This window comes from Streptomyces paromomycinus (genome assembly GCF_003865155.1).
Taxonomy (GTDB): Bacteria; Actinomycetota; Actinomycetes; order Streptomycetales; family Streptomycetaceae; genus Streptomyces; species Streptomyces chrestomyceticus.
The window spans coordinates 2144100-2158542 of record NZ_BHZD01000001.1 but is presented as its reverse complement, the minus strand read 5'-3'; the positions used below and the strand labels follow the sequence as shown (position 1 = coordinate 2158542).

Here is a 14443-nt window from a genome sequence, read left to right as displayed (position 1 = left end):
TCAGCTCTTCACCAGCAGGCCGCGGCTGCGCAGCACCCGTCGCTCGATCGGCGCGAAGATCAGCAGCTCGATGCCGATGCCGACGACGAGGATGAGGAGGATGGCGGAGAGCACCCAGGACATGTCCTGGAGTTCGCGGCCCTGTTCCAGGAGCTGGCCGAGGCCGGTGCCCAGGTCGGCGGCGTTGACGATGAGTTCGGCGGCCATCAGGGAGCGCCAGGAGAACGCCCAGCCCTGCTTGAGCCCGGCGAGGTAGCCGGGCAGCGCGGCGGGCAGCAGGATGTGCCGTACGCCGGTCAGGCCGCGCGCGCCGATGGTGCGGCCCGCGCGGAGGTAGAGCGGTGAGATCTGGTCGACGCCGGCGACCAGGCCGTTGGCGATGGAGGGGACCGCGCCGAGCAGCACCACCGCGTAGATGGTGGCGTCGCTCAGGCCGAACCAGATGATGGCGGCGGGCACCCAGGCCACCGAGGGCAGCGACTGGAGGCCGCTGAGGATGGGGCCGATCGCGGCCCGTACCGGCTTGACGCGGGCGACCAGCAGGCCGAGCGGCGTACCGATCGCCACCGAGGCCAGGAAGCCGAGGGCGCCGCGCGACACGCTCGTCCACACGTAGTCGAGCAGGGTGCCTTCGAGCCACTTGTCCTGGAGCGAGCGGGCCACGTCGACCGGGCTGGGCAGCAGGTAGTGGTCCTTCAGCTCGAAGTGGTAGGCGAGCTGCCACAGGCCGAGCACGAGGGCGATCGCGACGACCGGGGGGACGGCCTTGGCGGTCAGCGTGCGCAGCCAGGGCTGGCGGTCGGAGACCTTGGCGTCCAAGGCGTCCAGGCCGGCTTCCAGGCCGGCGAGGTCGCCGGAGCCGCTGTCCGGCTTCTTCGCGGCGACGGGGGCTTCCTCGGCGGCGGGCGCCCCCGTGCCCGCGCCGTCGGCGGGCCCGTCGGCGGTTCCGGCGGCCTCGGCGGCCGTTCCGGTCTCAGTGCTGGCCATGGCGGCGGATCTCCCCACGGAGCTGTTCGGTGATCTCTACGGAAAGGTCGGCGACCGCCGCGTCCTCGATGCGCCGCGGATGCGGGATGTCCACGGTCCACTCGCGGGCGATCCGGCCGGGCCGGGAGGACAGCAGCACCACCCGCTCGGCGAGCCGCACCGCCTCCCGGACGTTGTGGGTGACGAACAGGACGGACAGGCCGCTGCCGGCGGCGCCGTCGTTGGCGTCCCGCCAGATGCGGGTCAGCTCGTCGTGCAGCACGTCGCGCGTGATGGCGTCGAGGGCGGCGAACGGTTCGTCCATCAGCAGAAGTCGGCTGTCCTGGGCGAGCGCGCGGGCCATCGCGACCCGCTGCCGCATGCCGCCCGACAGCTCGTGCACCCGCTTGCCGTACGCGCCCTTGAGCCGTACGAGCTCCAGCAGCCGCTCGGCCTCGCCCCGGCGCTCCGCGCGCGGCACCCCGCGCAGCCGCAGCGCCAGTTCGATGTTGCGGCCCGCGGTGAGCCACGGGAACAGCGCGTGCTCCTGGAACATCAGGGCCGGCCGGCCGCCCGGCGTCTCGATGCTGCCCGCGGTGGGTCCGTCGAGTCCGGCGACGAGGTTGAGCAGCGTCGACTTGCCGCAGCCGGACGCCCCCAGCAGGCAGACGAACTCGCCCGGCGCGACATCGATGCTGATGTCGTCCAGCACGTGCTGCTGCGCGCCGGGGCGGCCGAAGGACTTCGAGACGTGGTCGATGCGAGCGGCGTACGAAGGGTCCGCGCCGCCCGCGTCCGCCGTGGCGGACGGCCGGCTGCCGGGCTTGCTGAGCGTGGTGGTCGTCATCGGTGTCACCTCCTGGATGCGTGCGCGGACTGTTCGCTGCCGAGACCGGCGTCGTCGACGGCCGGCTTGCCCTCGGCCTTGAGCACCTTGTTGAGCAGCGTGAGGTCGTAGATACCCTTGAGGGCGGGCTTCTTCAGCAGGCCGGCCCGGACCGCGTGGTCCGCCTCCAGCTGGAGGGTGGCGGCCAGCGGGTCGTCGGTGACGTCGGTGTTGCGGAACGCCGGGTCGATCACGGACGGCGGCAGCGCCTTGCCGGCCGCGGCGGCCAGCTTGTCGTTGAGCGCCTGCTTGGCCTCGGCCGGGTGCGTCCTGATGTAGGTGTTGGTCTTCACCGAGCCGCGCAGCACCGCCTCGACGGCCTTCGGGTGCTCCTTGAGGAACTTCTGCGAGACGATCACGTTCGTGATGACGAACTTGCCGTCCTTCCACAGCTTCTTCTCGTCCAGCAGCACCTTGCCGCCCTCGGCGACCAGCTTGGAGGCGGTCGGCTCGGGCACCCACGCTGCGTCGATGCTGCCCTGCCGGAAGGCGACCGGAGTGACCTTGTTCTCGGTGCGCTGGACGGTCACGTCGCCCTTGCCGGTGGTCGCGTCGACCTTGTAGCCCTTCTCGGCCAGGTAGTTGAGCAGCGCCACGTCCTGGGTGTTGCCCAGCTGCGGGGTGGCGATCGTCTTGCCCTTGAGGTCGTCCAGGCTCTTGATCTTCTTGGGATCGACGACCAGCGAGACACCACCGGACGCCGACCCCGAGATGATCTTCAGACTCTTTCCCTGGGAGGTGGTCCACCCGTTGATGGCGGGGGACGGGCCGATCCAGCCGATGTCGATGGCGCCGGAGTTCAGCGCCTCGATCTCCGCCGGGCCCGCGTTGAACACCGACGGCGCGAACTTCGTACCGCCCAGCTCCTTCTGGAAGAAGCCCTTCCGGTCGCCGACCAGCGCGGTCGCGTGCGTGGTGTTGGCGAAGTAGCCGACCTTGACCCGGTCCAGGCCGTCGATCTTCGGACCCTTCGCCGCGACCGCGCCCTGTTCGTCCTGCTTGGCCCGGGAGCCGTAGCCGCAGGCGCCGAGCGCGCCCAGCAGGAGGGGGACGGTGGCGGCGGCCGCCAGCAGGCGGAGGCGTCGTACGGCAGGCACGGGAGGGGGTCCTCTCGGAGGGCCGGGCGGCGAGCGCCTACGGCGGGCCCGGCAGAGCGGTGGAATGTCGGAACAGGGACAGGTGGCGGTACGTCATCGGCGCACACATCGCCCGACGCCGCCCTGCCCGCTGCCCAGCGCGCCGCTGCCGATCCGGCCGCCTTCCTTGGCGAAGGTCGCGAAGACGTCCCCGAACAGGGACGTGGGCAGATCCCGCAGCGTCATGTCAGAAGTCCCATTCCGCGTCGTCGTCCGCGGCGGCCGCCGCGGCCTCGGCCGCCTCGGCGAACGCGGACCCGGCCATGCCCGCGGTCAGCGTGGTGCCGTCCGCCGGGTCGATGAGCAGGAACGATCCGGTACGCCGGGAGTCGGCGTACGGGTCCAGCGCGAGCGGCTCGGCGGTGCGCAGCACGACCCGGCCGATGTCGTTGGCGGCCAGCTCGCCGGGTGCCGGGTGCTGGGAGAGGTCGGCCAGCGTCAGCCGGGACGGGATGTCCTTGACGATCGCCTTGACCGTGCGGGTGGTGTGCTTGAGCAGGACCCGCCGGCCGGCCTTCAGCGGCCGGTCGGCGACGTGGCAGACGGTCGCCTCGACGTCGCGGGTGACGGCGGGCGGCGCGGCGGCCGGGGCGATCAGGTCGCCGCGCGAGATGTCCAGGTCGTTGGCGAGCCGTACGGTCACCGACTGCGGCGCCCAGGCCACGTCCACCGCCTCGCCCAGCACGTCCAGCGCCGCGACGGTGCTGGACCGGCCCGACGGCAGCACCGTCACCGCGTCGCCGACGCGCAGCACGCCCGAGGCGATCTGCCCCGCGTAGCCGCGGTAGTCGGGCAGTTCGGGGGTCTGCGGGCGGATGACGTACTGCACCGGGAAGCGCGCCGGGTCCTCGGACGGGTCGGCCACCACCGGCACGGTCTCCAGGTGCTCCAGCACGGTCGGCCCGCCGTACCAGTCCATGTTCGTGGACGGGGTCACGACGTTGTCGCCGGCCAGCGCCGAGATCGGGATGGCGGTGATCTCCGGTACGCCCAGGGACGCGGCGTACGTGGTGAACTCCGCGGCGATCGCCGCGAAGACCGGCTCCGCGTAGTCCACCAGGTCCATCTTGTTGACGGCGAGGACGACGTGCGGGACGCGCAGCAGCGCGGCGACGGCGGCGTGCCGGCGGGTCTGCTCGACCACGCCGTTGCGGGCGTCGACCAGCACCACGGCCAGCTCGGCGGTGGACGCGCCGGTGACCATGTTGCGGGTGTACTGCACATGGCCCGGGGTGTCGGCGAGGATGAAGCGGCGCCGGGGCGTGGCGAAGTAGCGGTAGGCGACATCGATGGTGATGCCCTGCTCCCGCTCGGCCCGCAGCCCGTCGGTCAGAAGGGCCAGGTCCGGCGCCTCCTGGCCGCGGCCCAGCGAGGCCCGTTCGACCGCTTCGAGCTGGTCGGCCAGCACCGACTTCGAATCGTGCAGCAGCCGCCCCACCAGCGTCGACTTGCCGTCGTCCACCGAACCGGCGGTGGCGAAGCGCAGCAGCGAGGTGGCGGCCGTACCGGCTGCATCGACCGGGTCCACGGGATCGACAATCGTGCTCATGATTAGAAATACCCCTCGCGCTTGCGGTCCTCCATGGCGGCCTCGGACAGCTTGTCGTCGGCCCGCGTCGCGCCCCGCTCGGTGAGCCGGGAGGCGGCGATCTCCGCGATGACGGCCTCGATGGTGTCCGCGTCGGAGTCGACGGCGCCGGTGCAGGACATGTCACCGACGGTGCGGTAGCGCACCTGCCGCGTCTCGACCCGCTCGCCGTCCTTGGGGCCGCCCCACCCGCCGGGCGCCAGCCACATGCCGTTGCGGGCGAAGACCTCGCGCTCGTGGGCGTAGTAGATGGCGGGCAGCTCGATCTTCTCGCGGGCGATGTACTGCCACACGTCCAGCTCGGTCCAGTTGGACAGCGGGAAGACGCGGACGTGCTCGCCGGGGGAGTGCCGGCCGTTGTAGAGCTGCCACAGCTCGGGGCGCTGGCGGCGCGGGTCCCAGCCGCCGAACTCGTCGCGCAGCGAGAAGACCCGTTCCTTGGCGCGCGCCTTCTCCTCGTCCCGGCGCCCGCCGCCGAACACCGCGTCGAAGCGGTTCGACTCGATGGCGTGCAGCAGCGGCACGGTCTGGAGGGGGTTGCGGGTGCCGTCGGGGCGCTCGCGGAGTTCGCCGCGGTCGATGAAGTCCTGTACGGAGGCGACGTGCAGCCGCAGTCCGTGCCGGGCCACCGTGCGGTCGCGGTAGTCGAGCACCTCGGGGAAGTTGTGGCCGGTGTCCACGTGCAGCAGCGCGAAGGGCACCGGTGCCGGCGCGAACGCCTTCAGCGCCAGGTGCAGCATGAGGATCGAGTCCTTGCCGCCGGAGAAGAGGATCACCGGCCGTTCGAACTCGCCCGCCACCTCGCGGAAGATGTGCACCGCCTCGGACTCCAGCGCGTCCAGGTGACTCAGCGCGTACGGGGTGTCGGTGTCCCCGGCGCTTCCGGCGTCTTGGGTACCGCCGGAGTTCCCGGCGCCCGTGCTCACGGCAGCGGCGGTCGTCATGCCAGTCCCCTCTCGGTGAGCAGCGCGTACAGCGCCGCCGCGGACTCCTGCACCGTCTGGGTGTGCGACGCGAGGCGCAGATCGGGCGACTCGGGCTGCTCGTACGGGTCGTCGACGCCGGTCAGCCCGGATATCTCGCCCGCCGCCTGCTTCGCGTACAGGCCCTTCACGTCCCGCTCGGAGCACACCTCGACGGGCGTGGCCACGTGGATCTCCAGGTACGGCGTGCCCTCGCGCTGGTGGCGCTTGCGCACCGCTTCCCGCGAGTCCGCGTACGGAGCGATCACCGGCACCAGTGCCTTGACGCCGTTGCTCGCCAGCAGCTCGGCGACGAAGCCGATGCGCTGCACGTTGGTGTCCCGGTCCGCCCGGCTGAACCCGAGCCCCGCCGAGAGGAACTCGCGGATCTCGTCGCCGTCCAGCACCTCGACGCGGTGGCCCTCGCCCCGCAGCCGCTCCGCCAGCGCGTACGCGATCGTGGTCTTGCCGGCGCTGGGCAGTCCGGTCAGCCACACCGTGGCGCCCGTCATCTTTCGCTCCCGAGAATCCTGGATGTCCTGGTGGTCCGGCGCCTGATGGCCGGACTCCCCGGGGCCGCTCATCAGTGCAGCCCGCATTCGGTCTTGTTGCTGCCGGCCCAGCGGCCGGCCCGCGCGTCCTCGCCCGCCAGCACCCGGCGGGTGCAGGGCGCGCAGCCCACCGAGGCGTAGCCGTCCAGCAGCAGCGGGTTGGTGAGCACGCCGTGCTCGGCGACGTACGTGTCCACGTCCTGCTGCGTCCAGCGTGCGATCGGCGAGACCTTCACCTTGCGGCGCCGTGCGTCCCAGCCCACGACCGGGGTGCCGGCGCGGGTCGGCGACTCGTCGCGGCGCAGCCCGGTCGCCCAGGCGTCGTACCCGGCCAGACCCTCTTCGAGCGGCGCGACCTTGCGCAGCGCGCAGCACCGGTCCGGGTCGCGGTCGTGCAGCTTCGGCCCGTACTCGGCGTCCTGCTCGGCCACCGTCCGCCGCGGCGTCAGGGTGATGACGTTGACGTCCATCACCTCGGCCACCGCGTCCCGGGTGCCGATGGTCTCCGGGAAGTGGTAGCCGGTGTCGAGGAAGACCACGTCGACACCGGGGAAGGCGCGCGCGGCCAGGTGCGCGACGACCGCGTCCTCCATGGAGGAGGTGACGCAGAAGCGGTCGCCGAAAACCCCGGCGGCCCAGGTGAGGATCTCCAGCGGGGAGGCGTCCTCCAGGTCGCGGCCCGCCCGCTCGGCGAGCGCCGCCAGCTCGGCTTCCGTACGTTCCTGAGTTGCCGTCATGTACTGCTGCCCCCTTGGCGGTTGTCGTGCTGCCGGGCCGGGGCGGTGACGCCCTTGGCCAGCAGTCCGAGGAACGAGAGCCGGAACGCACGGGCGCACGCCCCGCATTCCCACGAGCCGTGTCCCTCCTCGGACGGACGCAGGTCCTCGTCCCCGCAGTACGGGCAGTAGAACGGCGTGGCACGCGCGCTCACTTCAGCGCACCCTCTTCCGCGCGGGCGGCCCAGGTGGCGAACCGTTCGCCCTCCTCGCGCTGCTCCTGGAAGTTGGTCAGCACCCGCTCCACGTAGTCGGGCAGCTCGTCGGCGGTGACCTTCAGACCGCGCACCTTGCGGCCGAAGCCCGCCTGGAGGCCGAGCGCGCCGCCCAGGTGCACCTGGTAGCCCTCGACCTGGTTGCCGTCGGCGTCCAGCACCAGCTGGCCCTTGAGGCCGATGTCCGCGGTCTGGATGCGGGCGCAGGCGTTCGGGCAGCCGTTGATGTTGATGCTGACCGGCTCCTCGAAGTCCGGCATCCGGCGCTCCAGTTCGTCGATGAGCGAGGCGCCGCGCGCCTTGGTCTCGACGATCGCCAGCTTGCAGAACTCGATGCCGGTGCAGGCCATCGTGCCGCGCCGGAAGGGCGAGGGCCGGACCTGGAAGTCCAGTGCCTCCAGCCCCGCGACCAGCGGCTCGACCTGGTCCTCGGTCACATCGAGGATGATCATCTTCTGTTCGACGGTGGTGTTCAGCCGGTCCGAGCCGTGCGCCGCGGCCAGTTCGGCGATCTTGACGAGGGTGGCGCCGTCCACCCGGCCCACGCGCGGCGCGAAGCCCACGTAGAACCGGCCGTCCTTCTGGCGGTGCACGCCCACGTGGTCGCGCCAGCGGCTGCTGGGCTCGGCGGGCGCCGGGCCGTCGCTGAGCTTGCGCTTCAGGTACTCGTTCTCCAGCACCTCACGGAACTTCTCCGGGCCCCAGTCCGCCATCAGGAACTTCAGCCGGGCGCGGTTGCGCAGCCGCCGGTAGCCGTAGTCACGGAAGATCCCCACGACTCCGGCCCACACCTCGGGTACGTCCTCCAACGCCACCCACGCGCCCAGCCGTTCGCCGAGCCGCGGGTTGGTGGACAGGCCGCCGCCCACCCACAGGTCGAAGCCGGGGCCGTGCTCGGGGTGCTCGACGCCCACGAACGCGATGTCGTTGATCTCGTGCACCACGTCCTGCACGGGCGAGCCGGAGATTGCCGATTTGAACTTGCGCGGCAGGTTGGAGAACTCCTTGCTGCCGATGAAGCGCCGCTCGATCTCCGCGATCGCCGGCGAGCCGTCGATGATCTCGTCGGCCGCGATGCCGGCGACCGGCGAGCCGATGATGACGCGGGGGCAGTCGCCGCACGCCTCGGTCGTCGACAGGCCGACGGACTCCAGCTTCTCCCAGATCGCCGGGACGTCCTCGATGCGGATCCAGTGCAACTGGATGTTCTGCCGGTCGGTGATGTCCGCGGTGCCGCGCGCGTACTCCTGGGAGACCTCGCCGATGGCCCGCAGCTGCGCGACGCTCAGCCGCCCGCCGTCGACCCGGACCCGCAGCATGAAGTGGGTGTCGTCCAGCTCCTCCGGCTCCAGAACGGCGGTCTTGCCGCCGTCGATGCCGGGCTTGCGCTGGGTGTACAGGCCCCACCAGCGCATCCGGCCGCGCAGGTCGCTCGGGTCGATCGAGTCGAAACCGCGCTTGGCGTAGATCGTCTCAATGCGTGTCCGCACATTGAGACCGTCGTCGTCCTTCTTGAACTGTTCGTTGCCGTTCAGCGGGGTGAAGTGACCTACGGCCCACTGGCCCTCACCGCGGTGGCGTCCGGCCTTGCGGCGGGTCGTGGCGGGACCGGTTCGTTCGGGGGTGGCGGCCATGGCGGTATGTCCTTCTGGGCGGCTCGGTGAGGGCGGGGGCGGGCAGCGGCAACCCCACCGTGACCTGCGAGGACGCGTCTCGCTGCGGGGTGGCGCGAGGTGCTGGGAACAGAGCTGTCCGGGGCAGGTCGGATCAGGGTGCCCGCGCGTCCGCGACGGTGGGGACGGCGAAAAGGCGACGATGCTGCGACGTTGCTGAGGCTGTCAGCCCGCCGGACAGATGGCGCTGGACAGGCGGCCGAGGTCGACGTGCCGCCGACTCACCAAGGCAATTCCAGCTGTAGACATGACGGAAGCGTGTCATGGCGTTCTTGAGCCAGTCCACCGTCTTCCAGAATATGGACAAGAGTGTCCCGCATGGCGAGATTCCGTGGCGCCGGTCACGCCACGGAAGGGCGGATTCCGCGTCTCCCGCCCTCCCGTTTTACGGCATACCGTCACAAACGTCCGCCCGTGCGCGGCCGTCCGTGATCAGGCGCCCGGCCACGGCCCCGGAGTGGGCACCTCCGCCTCCTCCGTCTCCTCGGTCGCGTACACCCGGAAACCGCGCCGCCGGTAGTTGTCCAGCGCGTACCGCCCGTCCTTGCTGCACGTGTGCACCCACACCCGGCGCGTCTTCTCCCGCTCCGGCCACCGCCCGTCCAGATCCCAGGCCCGCGCGGTCCCGTACGCCAGCAGATGCCCGCCGATCCGCCGCCCCCGGAACGCCGGCAGCAGCCCGAAGTAGCTGATCTCGACGGCCCCTTCGGCCTGCGCGTCCAGCTCCACGAACCCGGCCGGCGTGTCCCGTTCGTACGCCACCCACGTCTCCACACCGGGCCGCCCGAGGAACTCCTCCCACTGCCCGTACGACCACCCCAGCCGGTCGGTCCAGGTGATGTCCCCGCCGACCGACGTGTACAGGAACCGGCTGAACTCCGGCGAGGCCACCTCCGCCCGCGCGATCCGGACCCGCTGCTCCGCAGGGGGAGCGGCGGCGGGGACAAGGTCGTCGGGCGAGGTCTGTTCGAGGTACCAGGTGGTCACGGTGAGAGTCATGGGGGCAGCACATCACAGGCACCGCTCAGAGCCCCGATGTACCTGGCTGACCTGCGGACTTCTATGATCGGCGCCACGACCTGCGGGGGGTCGCGCTGCATGGGGGTTTCCTGTCCGTGTCCTCATCCTCGCCCGGGACCGGGCCGGGGTCACAGCACCGCGTCGGCGATGCGGTCCACCTGGTCCGGGTCGGTGGCCCAGCAGTAGAGCATCACCTCGTCGGCGCCGATGCCGCGGAAGGCGGTCACCGCGTCGCGGATGCCGCGTTCCGTGGTGAGCAGCCCGTTCACGACATGGTCGGTGTACTCGAACGGGCCGTAGTACGCGCGGGCCTCGCGTCGGGCCTCGTCGAGGACGGGGTCCGGGCCGAGCGCCACGTTCACCTGCGCCACCAGCCGCGGACGGCCGGGCCGGTCCGCCGCGTCCCAGGCCTTCTCCACATCGCGGAACAGCCCGTCCATCAGCGACGGGGGCAGGGCCGCGCCGAGGAAGCCGTCGCCCCAGCGGGCCACCCGCCGGACCACGGCCGGTACGAAGCCGCCGAAGAGTACTTCCGGGCCGCCGGGACGGGCCGGCGCGGGGCCGACCGGGCCGACACCCTCGCCGTACGGCTCACCGGCCCAGACGGAGCGCAGCCGGGACATCTGGCCGTCCAGCCGGCGGCCACGGGTGTGCTGGTCGACACCCGCCGCCGCGTAGTCGTCCTCGCGTCCGCCCAGCCCGATGCCGAGCGTGAACCGGGAGCCGGAGAGCACGTCGAGGGTGGCGGCCTGCTTGGCGAGCAGCGCGGTGCGGTGCAGCGGCGCGAGCAGCACCTCGGTCTGCAGCCGTACGCGGGAGGTGGCGCCGGCCAGGGCGGCCAGGGTGATCAGGGGTTCCGGGTTGCCGTACGCCAGCCGGTCGAGCAGCGCGATGCTGCGGAACGGGACGGCGTCGGCACGCCGCGCCCAGGTCAGCAGGGATACGGGGGCGCCGATGGGCAGGCCGAGGCCGATGGACATGACAGGTCCTCCAGGAGGGCAGGGTCGAGCGCGAAAGGTCGTGTCGCCCGCTCGCCTGGCCGCACGCGCGCTGTGGCGTGGGCTGCTCCCGTTCTGCGACGTCCTCCTGGGGAGCTGATGTTCGAAGCGCCGCCAGATTACCTGAGGGGCGCGTGCGGCCGCACCGCATTTGAGCGGGGGTACGGGGTGCGGGCCCGCCCCCTCACGCGCGCCGCGCCGCCAGCACCGCCGGTGCCGTCGAGTGCGGCAGCAGGTCCACCGGACTCGGCGGCAGCCGCAGTTCCACGTCCACCCCGTCGGCGAAGCGGTACGGGCGGTGTGCCAGGACGCTCGCGAGATGGCGGCGCAGCCGGGACAGCTCGGCCCGTACCGTCACCGTCCGGGCACGGTCCCCGAAGAGATCCTGCGCCAGGTCGGCGGCGCTGCGCCCCTCCGGCCGCCGCGCCAGCACGAACAGCACCTCCGCGTGGCGCGGACTCAGCTCGTGCGTCCAGCTGCCCGCCGGGCCGGTGACCGTGACCGCCGGCCGCGTGCGGCTGCCGAGGTCCAGCAGCACCCGGCTGGCCCGCGGCTCCCCGCCCTGCGGCGCGCCGACGCGGATCAGCCAGCCGCCGGGCAGCGGCTCCAGCGTGCACATCCCGTAGCGCGGCAGCCACAGCGGCCCGGCCTCCGGGGACTTGGGCAGGGCGACCCGGTCCGGCGGCGCCAGCCCGGTGACCGCCGCGGTCCAGCCGTCCTTGTCGACGGCCAGCGCCTGCCCGCCGAGCCGGGCCAGTACGGGCGCGGCGCTCGCCCGCAGCCGGTCCAGCGCGCCGTGGTGCCGTTCGCGCAGCTCGCTCTCCGCGAGCCGGGCCACCGCGGAGACCAGCGACAGGGTGCTGGGGTGGAAGGTGTACGCCGGGCCGCTCACGTCCACGATGCCCAGCAGCCGCCCGTCGCGCGGATCGTGCAGCGGCGCCGCGGCGCACGTCCACTGGTGGTGGGTACGGACGAAGTGCTCGGCGGAGTGCACCAGGACGGGGCGGCGGGCCACCAGCGCGGTCCCGATGGCGTTGGTGCCGACGATCTCCTCGGTCCAGTCCGCGCCCTTGTCGAAGCCGTGCCGGTCGGCCATCCGCCGGACCGGCGCGCAGCCCTCCCGCCACAGCACCCGGCCCTCGGCGTCCGTGACGACCATGATCTGCTGGGCGGCGTCCGCGGCCGGCAGCAGACCGCTGTTGAACAGCGGCAGCAGCGAGGCGAGCCGGGAGCTGTGCCGCCGGTGCTCCAGCTCCTCGACGGTCAGCGGCCGTTCGCGCCGGTCCCGGTCCGGGTCGACGCCGCGGTCCAGCGCCCGGCGCCAGGATTCGCAGATCACGGCACGGGGCGCGGTGGCCGTCCGGCCGCCGCAGAGCGCGGCCTCACGGAGCGAGGCGAGCCGCCGCGTCGTCTCGCGTACCTCCTGGGCCGACCAGATGCCCATGTCGCTCGGTCTGTCGCTCACGCTCTTCTCTCCGTCGTGCACTGTCCGTGGGGTTGCCGCCCATGGTGCCGTCACCGGGCCGCTCCGAACGCGGGATTGCGTCAATTGGTTGCAACCGGCTGCAACTGTTGTGGCCTATGACGGCGGCGAGGAAGGTGACCGGCAGGACGAGAGGGGGCGACGCCATGGTGAGCGGAATCCCTCGTGCCGTCCTGGCCGCCGGTTTCGGAACCCGTGCCGCCGGGAGCCGCCGCGCTCCGGCCGTACAGTACGGGCCGCCGCGGCGACGGGCGGCGACAGACCTCGCGGGCCGGTCCTGAGGACCGGTCCGAGACCGGGGAGCGGCGCCGGGTCGGCGCGGCACCGCTCCCCGCCCACACGGTGGCGGGCCCTGGACCCCGACCCCCCTCCTGAGGGAACCGGGCCCGCCACCGCGTACCTCCCCGCGTACCGCACCGCGTCGTCGTCGCGTACCGCACCGGGCCGTCACCGCGTACCGCACCGCTCCCGCCCTCGGTACGTCACCGCCGACGTCACCGCTCCGCCACCGGCCGTGCCCGCTCCACGATCGCGCGCAGCGCGAGGGTGGGCGGCAGAGTGCCGAAGGAGGCGCCGTGGTCGGTGCCCAGGCGCGAGGCGCAGAACGCGTCGGCGACCTCGGGCGGCGCGTACCGTACGAGCAGGGAACCCTGGAGGACCAGCGCCAGCCGCTCCGCCAGCCGCCGGGCGCGGGCCTCGATGCCCTCCAGGTCGGCCAGTTCGGTCAGCAGCCCCTTGATCGCGCCGTCCAGCCGGTGGTCGGCGCCCCGGGCCGTACCGATCTCCGTCAGGAACGCGTGCAGCGCCGCCGGTTCGCGGCGCAGCGCCCGCAGCAGGTCCAGGGCCTGGATGTTGCCCGATCCCTCCCAGACGGAGTTCAGCGGCGACTCGCGCAGCAGCCGCGGCATCCCGGACTCCTCCACGTAACCGTTGCCGCCCAGACATTCCAGCGCCTCGGCAGCCACCGGTGTGCAGCGCTTGGTCACCCAGAACTTGGCCGCGGGCACCGCCAGCCGCAGGAAGTGCCGCTCCTGGTCGGTGTCCGCGTCGTACGCCGCCGCCAGCCGCAGTGCCAGCGCCGTCGCCGCCTCCGACTCCAGCGCTAGGTCCGCGAGGACGTTGCGCATCAGCGGCTGCCCGGCGAGGGGCTTGCCGAACGCCTCCCGGTACGTGGCGTGGTGCAGCGCCTGGGCCACCGCCTGCCGCATCACCGCCGCCGAGCCCGTCACGCAGTCCAGCCGGGTCGCCGCCACCATCTCGATGATCGTCGCGATGCCGCGCCCCTCCTCGCCGACCCGCCGCGCCCAGGTCGTACCGTCGAACTCGACCTCGGCCGACGCGTTCGCGCGGTTGCCGAGCTTGTCCTTGAGCCGCTGGATGCGGAAGGAGTTGCGGCGGCCGTCCGGCAGCACCCGGGGCAGCAGGAAACAGGAGAGCCCGGCCCCTTCCGCCTCCCCGCCCTCCCGCCGCGAGACGTCCCCCGACGTCCGCGCCAGCACCAGGAACGCGTCCGACATCGGCGCCGAACAGAACCACTTGTGCCCCGTCAGTACGTACTCCCCGTCGGACGCCAGGGGCTCCGCGACCGTCGTGGTCGCCCGCACGTCACTCCCGCCCTGCTTCTCCGTCATCGCCATCCCGGCCAGCGCGCCCGGCTTCTCCGCCACCGGCCGCAGCCCCGGCTCGTACACCCGCGAGGTCAGCAGCGGCTCCCACTCCGCCGCCAGCGCGGGGTCGGCCCGCAGTGCGGGAACCGCCGCGTGCGTCATCGACAGCGGACAGCCGTGCCCCGCCTCGGCCTGCGTCCACACCAGGAACCCCGCGGCACGCCGGACGTGCCCGGCCGGCCGCGACCAGGCGTCGGTGAGCCCGGAGGAGACGGCGTGTCCCAGCAGCCGGTGCCACGCCGGGTGGAATTCCACCTCGTCCACCCGGTGGCCGTAACGGTCGTGGGTACGCAGGACGGGTGGATTACCGTCGGCCAGCGCCCCCCAGCGCTGCGCGTGGGCGGACCCCGCGGCCCGGCCCAGTTCGCCCAGCTCCGTCCGCGCCTCGTCCCGGAGAGCGGGCGGAACGTGCCGTTCGACGCCCTCGGTGAGCGCCGCGTCCGCCGCGAAGACGTCGTACCCGACCAGCGGCGGAGGCTGGTTCGTGACCGTATGAGTGGTGGGTGCCATGGCAGATACGGT

General features: G+C 72.7%; 15 protein-coding genes. All 15 read right to left on the bottom strand.

The window, feature by feature from the left end:
- The 15 genes from OEIGOIKO_RS08685 to OEIGOIKO_RS08620 all read right to left on the bottom strand — a co-directional run bounded on the left by OEIGOIKO_RS08685 (position 1) and on the right by OEIGOIKO_RS08620 (position 14431).
- Positions 1-987: an ABC transporter permease gene (locus tag OEIGOIKO_RS08685; protein WP_125053435.1), complete on the bottom strand. Its 987-nt coding sequence runs from the start codon at positions 985-987 to the stop codon at positions 1-3.
- Positions 974-1813, bottom strand: a complete 840-nt coding sequence (locus OEIGOIKO_RS08680) for an ABC transporter ATP-binding protein (protein WP_125053433.1) — start codon at positions 1811-1813, stop codon at positions 974-976. Before OEIGOIKO_RS08680 ends, OEIGOIKO_RS08685 begins: the two co-directional genes overlap by 14 nt.
- 5 nt (positions 1814-1818) lie before the next feature.
- On the bottom strand, positions 1819-2949 hold the full coding sequence (locus tag OEIGOIKO_RS08675; RefSeq protein WP_125053431.1) for an ABC transporter substrate-binding protein: 1131 nt from the start codon (positions 2947-2949) through the stop codon (positions 1819-1821).
- 93 nt (positions 2950-3042) lie between these two features.
- A complete protein-coding gene (locus OEIGOIKO_RS08670) occupies positions 3043-3174 on the bottom strand; it encodes a hypothetical protein (protein WP_125053429.1) in 132 nt (43 codons plus the stop codon).
- A 1-nt stretch (position 3175) separates the two neighbouring features.
- Positions 3176-4537, bottom strand: coding sequence for a sulfate adenylyltransferase subunit 1 (locus tag OEIGOIKO_RS08665; protein ID WP_125053427.1), 1362 nt, complete (start codon positions 4535-4537; stop codon positions 3176-3178).
- Positions 4538-4539: 2 nt separating this feature from the next.
- Entirely contained in the window at positions 4540-5520 is a 981-nt protein-coding gene (gene cysD / locus OEIGOIKO_RS08660) for a sulfate adenylyltransferase subunit CysD (protein ID WP_246177274.1), read from the bottom strand.
- Positions 5517-6122, bottom strand: a complete 606-nt coding sequence (gene cysC, locus OEIGOIKO_RS08655) for an adenylyl-sulfate kinase (RefSeq protein ID WP_281288430.1) — start codon at positions 6120-6122, stop codon at positions 5517-5519. Before cysC ends, cysD begins: the two co-directional genes overlap by 4 nt.
- Complete coding sequence (locus OEIGOIKO_RS08650) at positions 6122-6826, bottom strand: phosphoadenylyl-sulfate reductase (protein WP_125053423.1); 705 nt, start codon at positions 6824-6826, stop codon at positions 6122-6124. The genes cysC and OEIGOIKO_RS08650 overlap by 1 nt, the downstream gene beginning before the upstream one ends.
- A complete protein-coding gene (locus tag OEIGOIKO_RS08645; RefSeq protein ID WP_125053421.1) occupies positions 6823-7020 on the bottom strand; it encodes a hypothetical protein in 198 nt (65 codons plus the stop codon). The genes OEIGOIKO_RS08650 and OEIGOIKO_RS08645 overlap by 4 nt, the downstream gene beginning before the upstream one ends.
- Positions 7017-8714, bottom strand: a complete 1698-nt coding sequence (locus tag OEIGOIKO_RS08640) for a nitrite/sulfite reductase (protein ID WP_125053420.1) — start codon at positions 8712-8714, stop codon at positions 7017-7019. Before OEIGOIKO_RS08640 ends, OEIGOIKO_RS08645 begins: the two co-directional genes overlap by 4 nt.
- 204 nt (positions 8715-8918) lie before the next feature.
- Positions 8919-9002: a putative leader peptide gene (locus tag OEIGOIKO_RS43870; protein WP_331785330.1), complete on the bottom strand. Its 84-nt coding sequence runs from the start codon at positions 9000-9002 to the stop codon at positions 8919-8921.
- Positions 9003-9185: 183 nt separating this feature from the next.
- Positions 9186-9752: a GNAT family N-acetyltransferase gene (locus OEIGOIKO_RS08635; RefSeq protein ID WP_125053419.1), complete on the bottom strand. Its 567-nt coding sequence runs from the start codon at positions 9750-9752 to the stop codon at positions 9186-9188.
- Positions 9753-9901: 149 nt separating this feature from the next.
- Complete coding sequence (locus OEIGOIKO_RS08630) at positions 9902-10753, bottom strand: LLM class flavin-dependent oxidoreductase (protein ID WP_125053418.1); 852 nt, start codon at positions 10751-10753, stop codon at positions 9902-9904.
- 202 nt (positions 10754-10955) lie between these two features.
- Entirely contained in the window at positions 10956-12236 is a 1281-nt protein-coding gene (locus tag OEIGOIKO_RS08625; RefSeq protein ID WP_125053417.1) for a GAF domain-containing protein, read from the bottom strand.
- Between the two features lie 512 nt (positions 12237-12748).
- Complete coding sequence (locus OEIGOIKO_RS08620) at positions 12749-14431, bottom strand: acyl-CoA dehydrogenase family protein (protein ID WP_125053416.1); 1683 nt, start codon at positions 14429-14431, stop codon at positions 12749-12751.
- Positions 14432-14443 lie beyond the last annotated feature (12 nt).